Raw genomic sequence first — 13,594 nt, forward strand, 5'->3', positions numbered from 1 at the left:
ACATGATGCACGCTGAGGACATGCACGAGGAGATCTTCCTGCCCGCCACCTACGCCACCGGGGTCCCCTACGGCACGTTCCGGAAGCTCCGCGCCGAAACGCCCGTCACCTGGGTCCCCGAACCCGCCGTCGGCCTCTGGCCCGCCGGCCCCGGCTACTGGGCGGTCTTCCGGCACGCCGACGTGAAGCACGTCCTGCGCTCCCCGGACCTCTTCTCCTCCAACCTCGGCGCCACCCAGATCCGCGACCCCGACACGCCCGAGGATCTCGCCTTCGTTCGCGCGATGATGCTCAACCAGGACCCGCCGGACCACTCCCGCCTGCGCCGTATCGTCGCCGCCGCCTTCACCCCCCGCGCCGTCCGCGCCCTGGAAGAAACGATCAACGACCGCGCCCGCGGCCTCATCGCCTCCGCCCTGGGCGAGGAGACCGACTTCGTGGACCTCGCCGCGGACCTCCCCGTCTGGACGCTCGCCCACATCATGGGCGTCCCCGACTCCGACCGGCGCCTCCTCTACGACTGGGCGTCCCGCGTCATCGGCTACCAGGACGACGAGTACGCCGGCCTCTCCACCGCCGACGCCGCCGCCATGACCCCCATGGCCCAGGAGGCCATGAAGTACCGGCCCACCACGTGGGTGCACCCGGACGGCCGCCCCGTCAACCCGCGCTCCTACACGGCCCTCGCCGACATGTTCGCCTACGCCCACGCGCTCGCCGCCGAGAAGCGGCTGCGCCCGTCCGGCGACATCATGTCCCGCATGCTGGAGGGCGGCCTCACCACCCACGAGTTCGAGAACATGTTCTTCCTCTTCGCCGTCGCGGGCAACGAGACCCTCCGCAACGGCATCCCGGGCGGCCTCCTCACCCTCCTCGACCACCCCGCCGAACTCTCCCGCCTCCGCGCCGACCCGTCCCTCCTCCCGTCCGCCGTCGAGGAGATGCTGCGCTACTGGCCCCCCGTCATGGACTTCCGCCGCACCGCCACGAAGGCCGTCGCCCTCTCCGGCCAGGAGATCGCCCCCGGCGACAAGGTCGTCGTCTACCACGCCTCCGCCAACCGCGACGAGACCGTCTTCCCCACCCCCGACCGCTTCGACATCACCCGCACCCCCAACGACCACGTCAGCTTCGGCTTCGGCCCCCACTTCTGCCTGGGCGCCCACCTGGCCCGCACCCAGATGCGCGCCATCTTCCGCGAACTCCTCCCCCACACCGTCACCCTCACCGGCACCCCCGTCCGCCTGGCCTCCAACTTCCAGAACGGCCTGAAGCACCTCCCCGTCCACCTGACCCCCGCCCCCTAACCCCGTCGCAAACCCCCCGCCGATCTCGGTACCCTTGCGGGACGGGTCGCTAGCTCAATTGGCAGAGCTCCGGACTTTTAATCCGTAGGTTCTGGGTTCGAGTCCCAGGCGACCCACTCACGCATTCGCCTGTGTGGCTTGCGCAGACGTGTCGCGTGCGCGGGGTGAGTGGCTACTCTTCCTCGTCTTGGGAGGACGCGGGGAGGACGGGAGGCCGGGCTTCCTGAGTCGGGATCTTCCTTGGCACCAGTGCTGCGGCGGCTTCGGCGGCTTCGCGGGCGACCTCGGGGAGGACGCTGGTGTAGGTGTCGGCGGTGATGGCGAGTGAGGAGTGCCGCAGCAGCGCCTGAACCAGCTTCATGTCTGCGCCACCGGCGAGCATCAGCGTCGCGGCGCCATGGCGAAGATCGTGCAGGCGGATGGGCGGTAGCCCGGCGCCGTAGGCCAGCCGGGCGAAGGTATCGGTCACGTGGTCGGGATGCAGTGCCGAGCCGTCCTCCCGGGTGAAGACCTTTCCCGACTCCTGCCACGCCTGGCCCCACTCGGCCCTGGCCTCGTCCTGCCGACGGTGGTGGGCTTCGAGCACGGTGACGGTGCCGGAGTCGAGCGGGATCGTGTCTTCTCCGGCGTCGGACTTGGGGTACCCGTCCTCGATCTCCCGGTAGGTGATCTTCACACGGTTCTCCCGGACGGCCAGCGACGCCCCGGCCAAGTCGAGGTCCGGCCACGCCAGTCCGCAGGCCTCCCCGCGTCGCAGGCCCCGGAAAGCCATCAGATGCAACAGCGGGTACAGCGAGTGGTCTGCGGCGTGGTCGAGGAATGTCCCGGTCTGTTCGGGCGTCCACACCATCACCCGCGAAGGGCGCGGCAGCGACATCCAGACCTTGAACGCATTGACCGTACGGCCACTGGCCCGCTCTGCCGCCAGTTCCCGCTCGTAGGCGGTCTGCCATGCGGTGACGCGTTCGCTGGTCCACACCAGTGCCTTGGGCCGCTTGCCTGTTTGAAGCTTGGTCAGCTTCGCCACGTTCACTGCGGTCAGGCCTTGCCGTACCGCGTCCGCCAAGGCCGACCGAAGCGTCGCGCGGATGCGCTGCATGGTCGCCGCCCCGACCGTCCGGCGGTGCGGCGGAATCCCGGCCAGTTCAGCGCGAGCGGCTCGGTGTGCGATCTTGTCCCCGGACCGCCATGCCTGCCGGGCACCCGCAAGCAACCGCCGGCGTTCCCCGACCGCCCACAAGATGCGCTCGTTGTCGGCGTCGATCGCAGCGAACATCTCATTCACATGCACAACGCATAGCTGGTCCAGTTCGATGTGGCCGAGGTGGGGTTTGAGGTAGTGCTGGATGTGCTCGCCATAGGATTTGCTGGTACTGCGGCGCAGGCCGCTGTGGCCGGCCAGCCACTCGTCGAGGTATTGCCCGACGGTGTACCGCGCGCCCGGATCCAGGCCGCGCAATGCCCGGCATCGTGCGTCCTCAAGAGCCTTCTCAGCGTCCTCTTGCGTGGTGAACCCGCCCCGGCGGAGCCGACGGCGCTTGCCACCCGGGCCGGCGTCGAGCTCCAGGTAGAAGTACCAGGTACCGTGCCGCGGATTCCACGTGCCGTCCTCGTGACGCAGCTGCGGACAGCGGGAAGCAAGTTCCTTTCCGCCCGCGCCACGGCATTTACACCTCTTGTACACCGACCCCTTCATCGAAACCTGAGACTACATACCATGTCGCGAGCTGAACCAACACTAAAAGGTATAGCCAGCTTTTACTCATAACACCCAGAACGGGTCCACATGGTTGCGCCCTGCGCTTGCCAAAAACTACGTCCGTGCAGGTCAAGCAGCATGCTAGTGTCTTGAGTCGTTAATCCGTTGGCAGTATGCGGCGAGGGTTTCGAGGATTTCGTCGGCGGTCTTGGTCCACACGAACGGCTTGGGGTTGTTGTTCCACTCGTTGATCCAGCCGCGGACGTCGCGCTCCAGTTCGACCACGCTGCGGTGGGCCGAGCGGCGCAGTTTGCGGTTGGTCAGTTCGGCGAACCAGCGCTCCACCAGGTTGAGCCAGGATGAGCTGGTGGGGGTGAAGTGCAGGTGGAACCGGGGGTGGCGGATCAGCCACCGCTTGACCGCCTCGGTCTTGTGGGTGGCGTAGTTGTCCAGTACCAGGTGCAGTTCCAGATCCTTGGGGACGGCGGCGTCGATGAGCTTGAGGAACCGCAGGAACTCTTGATGGCGGTGTCGCCGGTAGTGCTGGGCGATCACCGAGCCGGACGATAGGTCCAGGGCGGCGAACAAGCTGGTGGTGCCGTGCCGGACGTAGTCATGGGTCATCCGTGCCGGGGTGGTCGGCATGATCGGCAGAATCGGGGCCGTCCGATCGATCGCCTGCATCTGGCTCTTCTCGTCGACCGCCAGCACCAGTGCGTTGTCGGGTGGGGCCAGGTACAGGCCGACCACGTCGCGGACCTTGTCCACGAACTGCGGATCGGTCGACAGCTTCCAGGTCTGCACGGTGTGGGGTTTGAGGCCGAACGCCCGCCAGATCCGCGAGATCGCCGACTGCGACATTCCGGTCGCCGAGGCCATCGACCGGGTCGACCAGTGCGTATCGGCGCCAGGTGTCTCCTCCAGCGTGGCGGTGACCACCCGCTCGACCTGCTCATCGGTGATCACGCGGGGCCGGCCCGGACGTGGCTCATCGGTCAGGCCCTCCAGCCGATCGGCCAGGAACCGCGACCGCCACTTCGACACAGTGTTGCGGGAGGTCCCGGCCCGCTCGGCGACCTGGGCGATCGTGCCGCCCTCGGCGCACAGCAGCACGATCCGCGCCCGCAAGGCCAGCGCCTGCGAGGTCTTGCGACGGCGCACCCACCCGGTCAGAACCGACCGTTCCTCGTCGGACAACACCACCGGTTCCAGCTTCGGGCTCGGCATCCCCACAACCTACCGACTAACAAAGAACTAATGACTCAAGACACTAGTACTCGTTGAGGATTCCGCCCAGCCGTTGCCTTCTTAGAATGCCCAGGCGGGTGATCTCATCCGGTTCGATGATCGGTGGAGGCAGCGGCTTCAGCGGGCGGCGTTTGCGATGCCCTGATGAAGGCGGTGCTCGTTGTAGAAGGTCTCGAACTCGCGGAGGGCGTGAAGCAGGTGCCGCTGGTTCCAGATCAACGTGCAGTCCAGGAGCTCACGGCGGCAGATCTACACCCACCGCTCCATCACCGCGTTCATCCTCGGCATCCGTACCCCGCTCAGCACCGTCTGGATTCCGGTATCGGCCAAGACAGCGTCGAACAGGGCGGGAAACTTGCCGTCCCGGTCGCGGATCAGGAACCGTGCCCGACGGCCGGCGTCCTCCAAGTCCATGACCAGGTTCCGCACCGCTCCTCGGGTCACCCACGACGCGGTCGGGTGAGCGGTGGCGCCCAGGACACGGATGCGGCGGGTGTGGTGCTCGATGACCGCCAGCACGTACATGCGATCGCCGGTGAGGGTCACGGTCTCCAGGAAGTCACACGCCAGCAGCGCCTCGGCCTGCGAGCGCAGAAAGCCAGTCCAGGTGGTGGCGGAACGCTCGGGTGCCGGATCGACGCCGGCGTCGTTGAGGATCTCCCAGACGGTGGAGGCGGCGACCTTGACGCCGAGCACCAGCAACTCACCGTGCACCCGCCGGTAGTCCGAACTCGGGTCCTCCCGCACCAGTCGCAGTACCAGCAGCCGGATGGAACGGACGGTCGGTGGGCGGCCCGCCCGCTTGGGTTTGGACCGGGCGGCATGCCGACCCGCGATCAGGTCCCGGTGCCAGCGCGCAGTACTGTGTCCGGCCGCACCAGCAGCCGCATCCGCCGCAGCGCGCCGAAAGGCAACCAGTGCAGCAGCGCCCGGTCCGCCGCAGTGAACCGCACCCGCTTTCCGGCAAGCTGGCGCTCCAGGACGGCGATCTGATGCCCGCAGCACCAAGATCTCGGTGTCCTTCTCCCGTTCGGTCATCGGAAGCAGACGCAGCACCGCAAACGCGTTCGCCACGGTCAAGTAGGCCAGTCGCAAGGACACAGCCGCCCATCGTCCCGCGGCGACCGCCTTACCGCCGCTTGATTCGCACTGGTCAAGCGCAACGGCCGTGGCGACGACACTCATACCCGGAAGGTCCTGATCGCGTTTGCGGAAGGGCGACTGGTCGATCTTGTCGTGGTAGCTCTCCAGCCGATAGTCGATGACGATCTTCCATTCCCCTTCGCTGCCGCTGTAGTACATCTCCTGCTTTCCCCGGACATGGTTGGCGTCGTCGCCGAAGATCATGGTGAGGACCTTGGCCACCCGTCCGTTCACCGTCATATCGACGACGTCGATCTCGGGGTCGTGCAGACGGGGGTCGGACAGGAAACGCTGCTCCCAGTACGCGGCGCGCGCGGCGGCCCCTCTCGGCGCGTCCGGGGAGTCCTCGTGACTGCATACGAAGATCTGGATGATCTGCTTGTCCTGCTGCCCGGGGGGCGCCTTGAACATGTAGCGATAGTCGTCGAGCTGGGTGGAGAGGTAGCCGGACGGGACGGCCAGCCGCGCCGCGAAAACCGTCCGCAACACATATCCGGGCGGGACGGCCGTCCCCACCGAGCGCTTGGGCGACGCGGATCTGGGTGTGGACGTGGTCGGCGTGGGCCTGGGCTTGGTCGGCGTGACCGTGGTCGTCACCGCCGTGGTCGGTCCGACCGTCGTCACCGCCGGGTCCGGCTGATTCGCCTCCGATCTCGACCCGAACGTGGTGGCGGCGACCACACGGCTGTCACGAGCAGGGCCACCGTGGCGGAGGCCGAAACCGGGATCAGCCACTTGCGGCGAGAGGGTTCGCCGTTCCCGGGACGTCGTCGCACGGCGGCGGGCGGCGCGGAGGCCCCGGTCGACGGCGGGCCACCTGCCACCTGACGGACGCGCGACCGGTCCCCGAGGGTGTTCATGGCGGCCTGCCGTGGCATGGCCGCTCCGGCACCGGCCGTGTCCGGGACGGTCGGACCGGCGCCCCCCTGCGGCGAAAAGTGCTTTCGGACTGGTGCGGACAGGACTCTCGACAAGCCCTATCCTCCCAGCTCGGGGGCACTTTTCTTGTCTAGACGGTCACTCTCGACCCGCCGTCCGGTGAAAGCCCGAGGCTAGGGACATCGAGACGCGGGTCGCGCCGATTCCCGCGCATGCGCCTTGCAGGGTGAAGGAGGCGGCGGCGAAGCGGACGGCGCAGGCCAGCACGCGCAGGTAGGAGGTGCCGTCGCCGATCAATTCCGCAGATCCGCCCAGGAGCGCGAGGATGCCAGGTGCGAGCGCGGACAGCGCTGCTCCGACCACCGTCCCGGCGGCGAGCGAGGCGAGCAGGCCGGTGCGCACGACCCGGGTGACCGCTCCGAGTCGTCCACCGCCGTGGTGCTGGGCGACCTGGACCTGCACTGCGCTCGCCTAGCCGCGCACGATAACGAGCGCTTTCAGGTAGACCGGAGCGGCGAGCGCGAAGGCGCCCCGCGCGCGGGTGGACAGCCGGGGCGAGCATGGCCGTGTCCACCATGTTGAAAATGATCTGGGTGAGCCGGGGGACAGCAGCGGGTAGGCCAGCGACCAGATCCAGCACGCGGACGGTGCCTCGCGCTCGCTCACAGCACGGGTCACGGTACGGGTCACAGCGCGGCCTGCGCGGCTTCCAGTACCTCAATGTCGCGGTCGAGCAGAATGAGGGTGTGCATTCGTGATTGCTTCCATGCCTGGGGCCGGTCCGCGATCGCCGGGAGGGGTCCGGCGAGCGCGACCCGGTCGATCAGCAGGTCCGGGACGGCGTCGGCCCGCCGCCCGCTGATGAACTCCTGGCGAACGGCGTGGGCGGCGCCCTCGAATCCCATCTGGCACGCCACATCGAAATAGGTCTTGCGGCCGCCCGCCGAGGTCGCGCCGATCAGGTGGGCGAAGAGGGGACGCAGCTGATCGCGCGCCTTGGCGATGTCGTCGTCGCGAGTTACCGTACGGCGTGAAGAGTCCTCCTCGAGCATTCCAAGGCCCCTGCGCGGGCGGGCCTGATTTGGCGCTGGTCGAAGGAGGCCTTTAGAAATCGATCAGATGCCGCCTGGATCTGGGGTGGGCTATGCGGACCATCAAGTTCAGCACCCAGAGCGTCTTGCCGCGTGAGCGGTTCGCGTATTGGCAGCACAAGGCCGATGTTTTGCTTCCTACGTGGCTGAGTTGCGAGGACCCGCGAAGTTTCCTGGGCCAAGCGCGCGGCGCGGTGTCGGGTGAGGTGTGCGTGTCCGCGATGACGCACTCCGCGGTGCGGATCAGCAGAACAACCAAGTTGATCCGGCGGTGCGACCCGGAGGTCTACCAGGTCAACCTGATCCTCGAAGGAGAAGCTGCGCTACGTCAGGCAGGACGGGAAACCGTGTTCGGGCCCGGACACTTCGCCGTACTCGACAGCGCGCGCCCCTTTGAAGCCAGGCGTCGTTGCACTGGACAAGCCACCTCGGGCGTGATCCTCCAGATCCCCCGGCATTCCTTCCCTCTATCACCCAACACGGCAGATCAGCTTACGGCGATCTCCTTCCCCACCGAACAGGGGATCAGCGCGGTGTTCGCACGATGGCTGACTGGCCTCGTCGTACGGGCCGAGGAGTTCACCGCCCCGGACGCGACTGCGCTGACCTCCCTCACCGTCGATCTACTCGGCGCCGTCCTTGCCCACCATCTCGACAGCCCCCTGCCCGACACAGCCGAGACGAGCCGACGCGTGCTCGTGCTGAGGATCGACGACTTCGTCCGGCAACGGCTCGGCGACCCGGCCCTGAGCCCGGCCACCATCGCCGTCGCTCATCGGATCTCTGTACGTCACCTGCATGAACTGTTCGCTGAGCGGGAGATGACCGTATCGGCGTGGATTCGACACCTACGCCTTGAGCGTTGCCGCCTTGACCTGGCCGATCCCCTGCTTCGCGCCTACCCTGTCCAGGCAATCGCCCGCCGTTGGGGGTTCACCGATGCGACTCACTTCAGCCGCGCCTTCCGCGGCACCTATGGCATACCCCCTGGCCGCTATCGCCGCACCGCCCTCGACCAGCACTGACGCACGGATAGTCAAGATTTCCCACGCCAGCATCCAATGACGGTACCGGCACCTGGCCTTATTCTTCTTTCAAGCGCAAACCGACAGCCCCGGCGTGCTGACGGGCCTTCCCGTCGGCCACGAGGGCGCGCGAGGTTACGCTCCCCCCTCCCCGGCTTCCCTTGGAGAGATCCATGAAGGCTTCCCATGCAGCACTCGCCGCTCTCACACTCGCCGCCGCCACCGTCCTTCCCGCTCAAACCGCTTCCGCAAGCACCATTTTACTCGGCCGGGAAAGTGCGAACGAGTGCGCGTACATCAGCATCTCATATACCGTGCAGGCCGAGGGGAGTTCCTTCCGAATCTCATACGACGCGTTCAATCAGTGGCGTCAAAACACAACATGCGGAAGCGAGGCAAACCCATACGACGGTGTGCTCCAGTGGAAGGGCATCCGGAACGGAGCATCGTTTGGATGGTCAGCTGCCCCTGGTGGCTATTCCGACAACCCTCGTTACAGCGGCTCGGGCTACCGAGATGTGCGCTTCCGCGCATGCAATTGGAACACCGGCTCCGGCACGGTCGGCACCTGCGGCAGCTCGTGAGGTCAGACAAGCCATCGCGATGGTCAATCTCGACGAGATGGTGTCCCGTCCACGCAACTAGCGAGTTCGGAAATCATCGGCATTGATTGACTGCCGGCACAGGCGAAAGGGCCCGCCCACCGCAGTGGTGGTCGGGCCCTGCCGTAGCGCACGAGCAGTCTCCGCGTCATGACCCGATGCCCTTTAGTTGCGCCGCCGGGCTGAAGAGGTGGATTTCCGGTGGGCCTGGATGCCGGGTGCCGCATCCAGCCCGGCACGGTAGAAAAGCACGTAGAGACAAGCAGCCGACGTCTGGTATTTCGCGTTGACCGGAACGAGCGGGGAGAAGCGCTCGGCGTTGGAAAAGCTGAGGACAGCAGATTCATGTTGGCAGAGCTGCAGCCGCGAATGGCAGGCCGCCTTCCTCCCTGACGGCGTCCCGATATGGACGTCCTTCCCCTCACTTAGCCTCGATCCACCGAGGGTGAATCGGGGTCGATCTCTCGGCCTTTTGGGAGGAGGGTCGAGTCTCGGCCACCCGCGGGCAGGGGGGATCGGCTGGTCTGCCCAGCTTTTCCACGTGTTCGGTCCCGGTCGGGCCCGATCGGGCGGTGAATAGCGGCAGGTCAGCGGCTGTCGGGTGGGGCGTGGAGGGTGTCGAACAACTGCCGCCAGGCGTCGGCCCAGGGCCAGTGCCGGGGCAGGTGCAGTTGCAAGCGGCGGGCCGAGCGGTGCGTCTGCCGAAAACTTCGTCCGCGCAGGTCAAGCCGCATGTCGGTGCTCGTTGAGGGTTCCGCCCAGACGTTGCGTTCTTCGGACGTTCAGGTCGGCGATCTCGTCGGGTTCGGCGATCGGTGGGGGCAGCGGCTTCAACGGGCGGGCGTTGGCGATGCCCTGGTGAGGCCGATGCTCGTTGTAGAAGGTCTCGAACTCCCGGAGCGCGTGGAGCAGGTGACCCTGGTTCCAGATCAACGTGCGGTCCAGGACCTCGCGGCGGCAGGTCTGCACCCACCGTTCCGTCACCGCGTTCATCCTCGGCATCCGCACCCCGGTCAGCACCGTCTGGACGCCGGCATCGGCCAGAACGGTGTCGAACAGGTCAGGGAACTTGCCGTCCCGGTCGCGGATCAGGAACAGTGCCCGACACCCGGCGTCCTCCAGGTCCATGACCAGGTTCCTGGCCGCCTGTGTCACCCACGCTGCAGTCGGATGGGCGGTGGCACCCAGAACGCGGATCCGGCGGCTGTGGTGCTCGATGACCGCCAGCACGTACATCCGCGCACCCGTGAGCGTGACGGTCTCCAGGAAGTCACACGCCAGGAGTGCCCCGGCCTGGGAGCGCAGGAAGCCGGCCCACGTGGTCGATGCACGCTCGGGTGCCGGATCGACTCCGGCGTCGGTGAGGATCTCCCAGACCGTGGACGGCGCCACCTTGACGCCGAGCAGCAGCAACTCGCCGTGCACCCGCCGGTAACCCCAGCCCGGGTTCTCCCGCACCAGGCGAAGAACGAGAACCCGGATGGAGCGGACCGTCGGTGGCCGCCCCGGACGCTCAGGTCTGGAGCGAGCGGCGCGCCGACCAGCGATCAGGCCCCGGTGCCAGCGCAAGACCGTGTCCGGACGCACGAGCAGCCGCATCCGAAGCAGTACACGGCGAGGCAACCGGTGCAGCAGCGCCGCGAGCAGTACTCGATCTGGACCGGCGAACCGCGCCCTCGCCCCATCCAGTTGACGCTCCAGCACCGTGATCTGATGCCGCAACACCAAGATCTCGGCGTCCTTCTCCCGATCGGTCATCGGAAGCAGACCCAGCACCGCGAACGCGTTCGCCGCGGTCAAGTAGGCCAGTCGCAACAGCACAACCGCCCATCATCCCGAGGCGAGGGCAGCGTCGTGGCCTGTCCCATGACGGTTCCCAACCCTGCGCCGCCACCCTCGGACATTACGGCTCTCACCTGCACGGACGCACTTTTCGGCAAGCACAGGTTTCGCCGGGCTGCTGCTCGGCTCCACCGGCCTGCGCCTGGCCGGGCACTACCCGGGCCCAGTGATCGTGGTCCGTGATCAGGCCGGCACCGCGGCGGGCGAGGTCGTGGCCGGGCTGGACCTCGCCGAAGATCCCGGACCGGTCCTCGACCACGCGTTCGCCGCGGCCACCGTCCGGGGCGCGCGGCTGCGGGTGCTGCACGCCTGGCATCCCCCGGCGCTCACCGTCGAGTCGGGCGTGGACCTGCAGATCACCGCCGGCACCTACCGCGGTCACCTGGCCGCGGCCCTCGCGCCATGGCGCAACCGCCACCCGGACGTCGAGGTCGTCGAGGACGTCGTCGTCGGCCACCCGGTCGACATGCTGGCGACGGCGTCGGCGCACGCCGACCTGGTCGTCGTCGGGTCGTGGGGACGGTCGTTCTCGATCGGCTCGGTCAGCCACGGCGTGATCCACCACGCCCGCTGCCCCGTCGCCGTGGTCCGGCCCTACGACTGACGGGCCGTCCATCCGGTCGTGCCCGAGTCGGGACAGGTGGCCGGGGCGGAGCAGGACATTGGTCCGTCCGCCCCGGGGACCACCGCCCGGAGCTCAGGCCGGCGGCGCGGCGATCAGCTGGAGGGGCGGCGATAAGGCCGCTGATCGAAGGAGGCGCTCATGAGCGCGCGACCGTCCCGCCGGAGGCTGGGGTTGTGGATGGCCACGGCCCTGGTGGTGGGCAACATGATCGGGTCAGACACCCCAGGAGCTTTGATGTCAAGCTGCGAGGTGTTGGTAGCGGTGTGACCATGCGGTCACGGGGTCGTAGCGGGTGCCGGTCTTGAGACAGCCGTGCAGGATGCCGACCTGGCGGAGGGCGGCGTTGTGGCCGGTCTCACGGGCGCGAAGCTCGTCGTAGTAGGTACGGGCGCCGTCATCGTGCAGGACGGCGGCGCTGGCCTGGTTGTGCAGGGCGTCGACCAGGCGGTCGTGGTGGATGAAGCGGGCATGGACGGTCTTGGACTTGCCGGACTGGCGGGTGATCGGGGCGGTGCCGGCGTAGTTCTTGCGCGACTTGGCGTCGGCGTCGCCGAACTCGGCGATCACCCGGGCGCCGTTGATCGTGCCCATTCCGGGCTGGGACAGGTAGATCTCAGCGTCCGGGTGCCGGCCAAAATGCGCCTCGACCTGCCCGTCCAGTGATTTGATCTGCTCGCTCAGCGTCTGCAGGATCGCCACTTGGGCGCGCACCGTGGCGGCGTAGGCGGTGGTGACGATCTCGGCCTGGCCCAGGTGGGCGGTGCGCAGCGCGTCCCGGATGGCCGCGGCCTTGTCGGGCACCTGGTGGCGGCGGGCTCGCTTGAGCGCCGCGCCGATCTGCGCGGTCGACAGCCTCGCCGCCGCCTGCGGAGTCGGGGCCTTGGCCAGCAGCTCCAGCGTGTCGGCGCCGGTCAGCCCGAGCGGCTTGTAGGCGATCAGCTCGGCCGGGAAGTAGTCGCGCAGCGCGGCCCGCAGCCGGAGCATGTGGCGGGTGCGTTCCCAGATCAGCGTAAAGTCGGCGGCGACCTGCCGGAGTTGGTGACGGCGGGTGCGGACCATGTCGGCCAGGGTGCGCGCGTCGGCCTTGTCGCTCTTGGCGCCCGACAGCGACATCGTCTCGCGGTGCCGGGCGGCCTGCTTGGGGTTCACCCCGAACACCCGGTAGCCGGCCGTCACCAGCGCCCGCACCCACGGGCCCCGGTCGGTCTCGATGCACACCAGCACATCGGCCGGCCCGGCATCATCGGGCAGCAGCGCCGCGACCAGCTCATGGAAGCGGGTCATGCCGTCCTGCCCTCGGGCAGCCGCGCGGTCTTCAGCGTCCGGCCCTGCTCGTCCTGCACCTCCACATCGTGGCGATCTTCTGCCCAGTCATCACCCACAAACAGCAGCACACCCGTCTCCGCTCCTGGTCATCACCATCGAGCAGCCCGCGGGAGACTCCGAGCGCCCTAATGGACCAGTGCTCACGCCAAGCCGCGGCGGGCCACGACACCCCATCAGCCGTTCCTCTCCCGGCCAAACCGGCGAGGACACGGTCTGACCCTAGGACTCACGATCGGTCCAGGGGTTGGAAGTGCTCACCCACCAGCGGCTACCAGGCACCGAGTCTGCCAGCGCGGCCAACCCGGTAGCTCCCATTAGGGGTCTTCCTGCTGCCCAGCTCGCTCGCCGAGTACGGGCCGATCAGCCTGGTCGCCTGGGGCTTCACCGCGGCCGGGGCGATCCTGCTGGCGCTGGTGTTCGCTCGTCTGTCCCGCGCCTACCCCCGCACCGGCGGCCCCTACGCCTACGCGCGCCGGGCCTTCGGCGACTTCGTCGGATTCCAGACCGCGTGGGGCTACTGGATCGCGGTGTGGGCCGGGAACGCGGCGATCGCCGTCGCGTTCGTCGGCTACCTCGCGCACTTCTGGCCCGCGCTGGGCGACGACAAACCCGCGTTCCGCGTGATTTGGCGGGCTGGAGACGCGGATCTTGACTCTGAGCTGGGCGGAGATGGATCAGGCCGCCTGGAGGGCGTTTCTCTAGGCGGTGGTGTTGATGCTGGTCAGCGGGGTGTGGGCTGGAGGTCGATGATCTGCTCGGGCTGGGGGATGTTGAGCTTGGCGAGTAGGTCGATCTGGGCTTTGGTGA

The 13,594-nt window shown here is 67.9% G+C and carries 9 protein-coding genes, 1 tRNA gene and 2 pseudogenes; 5 read left to right on the plus strand and 7 right to left on the minus strand.

Features of this window, described 5'->3' with window-relative positions; translation table 11 throughout:
* The first annotated feature begins 2 nt into the window (after positions 1 to 2).
* Together K8Z49_RS22745 and K8Z49_RS22750 are read left to right on the plus strand one after the other, a co-directional pair.
* Positions 3 to 1,307 carry a cytochrome P450 gene (locus tag K8Z49_RS22745; RefSeq protein WP_412520700.1) on the plus strand — a complete coding sequence of 435 codons (1,305 nt, stop codon included), beginning with the start codon at positions 3 to 5 and terminating at the stop codon, positions 1,305 to 1,307.
* A gap of 43 nt (positions 1,308 to 1,350) precedes the next feature.
* Positions 1,351 to 1,423 (plus strand) — tRNA-Lys (locus K8Z49_RS22750).
* 56 nt (positions 1,424 to 1,479) lie between these two features.
* Here K8Z49_RS22750 and xerC read toward each other — a convergent pair.
* The 5 genes from xerC to K8Z49_RS22775 all read right to left on the minus strand — a co-directional run bounded on the left by xerC (position 1,480) and on the right by K8Z49_RS22775 (position 7,328).
* Positions 1,480 to 3,003 (minus strand): tyrosine recombinase XerC, encoded by a 1,524-nt coding sequence (xerC, locus tag K8Z49_RS22755; RefSeq protein ID WP_412520702.1) that lies wholly within the window; start codon positions 3,001 to 3,003, stop codon positions 1,480 to 1,482.
* A gap of 144 nt (positions 3,004 to 3,147) precedes the next feature.
* On the minus strand, positions 3,148 to 4,233 hold the full coding sequence (locus K8Z49_RS22760; protein ID WP_412520704.1) for an IS630 family transposase: 1,086 nt from the start codon (positions 4,231 to 4,233) through the stop codon (positions 3,148 to 3,150).
* 270 nt (positions 4,234 to 4,503) lie between these two features.
* Complete coding sequence (locus K8Z49_RS22765; RefSeq protein WP_412520706.1) at positions 4,504 to 6,078, minus strand: hypothetical protein; 1,575 nt, start codon at positions 6,076 to 6,078, stop codon at positions 4,504 to 4,506.
* A gap of 336 nt (positions 6,079 to 6,414) precedes the next feature.
* A complete protein-coding gene (locus K8Z49_RS22770) occupies positions 6,415 to 6,738 on the minus strand; it encodes an MATE family efflux transporter (protein WP_412520708.1) in 324 nt (107 codons plus the stop codon).
* 224 nt (positions 6,739 to 6,962) lie between these two features.
* Positions 6,963 to 7,328, minus strand: a complete 366-nt coding sequence (locus K8Z49_RS22775; RefSeq protein WP_412520710.1) for a hypothetical protein — start codon at positions 7,326 to 7,328, stop codon at positions 6,963 to 6,965.
* A gap of 92 nt (positions 7,329 to 7,420) precedes the next feature.
* Here K8Z49_RS22775 and K8Z49_RS22780 point away from each other — a divergent pair, with 92 nt between their 5' ends.
* A complete protein-coding gene (locus K8Z49_RS22780) occupies positions 7,421 to 8,392 on the plus strand; it encodes a helix-turn-helix domain-containing protein (protein WP_412520712.1) in 972 nt (323 codons plus the stop codon).
* Between the two features lie 1,325 nt (positions 8,393 to 9,717).
* On the opposite strand, the gene K8Z49_RS22785 is transcribed toward K8Z49_RS22780, so the two are convergent.
* Positions 9,718 to 10,815 carry an integrase core domain-containing protein gene (locus K8Z49_RS22785; protein ID WP_412520714.1) on the minus strand — a complete coding sequence of 366 codons (1,098 nt, stop codon included), beginning with the start codon at positions 10,813 to 10,815 and terminating at the stop codon, positions 9,718 to 9,720.
* A 187-nt stretch (positions 10,816 to 11,002) separates the two neighbouring features.
* Here K8Z49_RS22785 and K8Z49_RS22790 point away from each other — a divergent pair, with 187 nt between their 5' ends.
* Complete coding sequence (locus K8Z49_RS22790; protein ID WP_412520716.1) at positions 11,003 to 11,440, plus strand: universal stress protein; 438 nt, start codon at positions 11,003 to 11,005, stop codon at positions 11,438 to 11,440.
* A gap of 258 nt (positions 11,441 to 11,698) precedes the next feature.
* Here K8Z49_RS22790 and K8Z49_RS22795 read toward each other — a convergent pair.
* Positions 11,699 to 12,852, minus strand: a pseudogene (locus K8Z49_RS22795) (IS110 family transposase).
* A 264-nt stretch (positions 12,853 to 13,116) separates the two neighbouring features.
* Between K8Z49_RS22795 and K8Z49_RS22800 the strand changes: the two are divergent.
* Positions 13,117 to 13,401: pseudogene (locus K8Z49_RS22800) on the plus strand (amino acid permease); the annotation flags it as partial.
* Positions 13,402 to 13,594: the final 193 nt, after the last annotated feature.

The organism is Actinomadura madurae (assembly GCF_047130825.1).
GTDB classification, from domain to species: domain Bacteria; phylum Actinomycetota; class Actinomycetes; order Streptosporangiales; family Streptosporangiaceae; genus Spirillospora; species Spirillospora madurae.

Coding starts and splice junctions, on each gene's coding strand:
- K8Z49_RS22775 (WP_412520710.1), bottom strand. CDS start 7,328: ATGCTCGAGGAGGACTCTTCACGCCGTACGGTAACTCGCGACGACGAC.
- xerC (WP_412520702.1), bottom strand. CDS start 3,003: ATGAAGGGGTCGGTGTACAAGAGGTGTAAATGCCGTGGCGCGGGCGGA.
- K8Z49_RS22745 (WP_412520700.1), top strand. CDS start 3: ATGATGCACGCTGAGGACATGCACGAGGAGATCTTCCTGCCCGCCACC.
- K8Z49_RS22760 (WP_412520704.1), bottom strand. CDS start 4,233: ATGCCGAGCCCGAAGCTGGAACCGGTGGTGTTGTCCGACGAGGAACGG.
- K8Z49_RS22780 (WP_412520712.1), top strand. CDS start 7,421: ATGCGGACCATCAAGTTCAGCACCCAGAGCGTCTTGCCGCGTGAGCGG.